The organism is Polyangium sp. 15x6 (genome assembly GCF_029960785.1).
Lineage (GTDB): Bacteria > Myxococcota_A > Polyangia > Polyangiales > Polyangiaceae > Polyangium.
In genome coordinates this window covers 1-1,118 of sequence record NZ_JASBQE010000255.1, presented here as the reverse complement: position 1 = coordinate 1,118, position 1,118 = coordinate 1, and the positions used below count along the sequence as shown (strand labels likewise).

At 66.5% G+C, this 1,118-nt stretch carries 1 protein-coding gene; it reads right to left on the bottom strand.

Translation table 11 applies throughout. The features are described from left to right. Nucleotides 1-1,118 (bottom strand): IS66 family transposase (locus QHF83_RS53310; RefSeq protein ID WP_282425881.1); only part of this gene is annotated, 1,118 nt, incomplete at both ends.

Below are 1,118 nucleotides of genomic sequence, written 5' to 3'. Positions count from 1 at the left end.
CGATCGGGATCCGCGCATCCTCCAGGAATCGCGTGAGCCCGCTCCACATCCCGACCATGTAGCGGATTGCCTTGTCGAGGCTGCTGCCGGGCACGACAGACGTCGTCTCCGCAAAGCAGCGAATGCGCTCGACGAGCGGCTTTGATTCCGCCCGCCGCTGCGCGAGCCGCTCCGCATCTCCCCCGGGGCCGGGCTTGCACTTCGACTCGACGGCATACAGGCCGCGGATCAGGTCGAGCACGCCGCGAGTCTCCGCAGGAAACGATGCCTCTGCTGCAATGAATTCGCGCCGCACGTGCGACCAACAGTGCGCGAGCGCGAAGCCCTCCGTCTTTGCCAGCGCCTTGTACGCGGCATAGCCGTCACACACAACGACGCCCTCGTAGCCGCCCAGCACCTGCCTGGCTTCCTCGGTGGATCGGCCCTCGAGAATTCGATAGGCCACGGCATCCGGAGCGACAATCGACCACGCGTGCCACCGCGAGGGCTCGTTCTTGCCCATGAGCGGCCATCGCGTCTCGTCGGCACCAATGACGCCCTGAGCGAGCACGTATTGCACGAGCGCTTCGTATCCCGGCGCGAGCGGCCTGGCGAGCCGCTCGAGCTGATCCCACAGCGTCTGCGACTCCACGAGCAGGCCCTCGCGGCGCATCTTGCGCACCTGGCGCTCGAGCGGCTGATGATCGAGATACTTCTCCACCGCCACCTCGACGGCAAAGTCGATCGAATACCGCGCGCCCTCGAAGAGCTTCATCGGCGCCGGCGCCGTCTCGACGCAGCCACCGCAGCGGCACCGATACTTCTGTCGCTTGTGCTTCTTGAGCTCGAAGCGCCGCGGGGCGACGTCGACTTCTTCCGACTCCTCGAATTGCCCTTCCCATACCTCCAGCGCGCCGCCACACGAGCCGCAGACCTTGTCCGCCTCGTCGAGCTCGTGCACGACCTCGACGACCGGCAACGACGGCTGAGCCTTCGGTCCGTGGCCCTTCTGCGGCGGCTTCGGCGGTGCCGGTGGCGTGTCTTGTTCGTCACCGCCACGCCGCTCGGACTTCTCACCGAAGAGCAGACGGTTCTTCTGGGCAATCTGCTGCTCGAGCTCGGCGATACGCAGCTTGAGC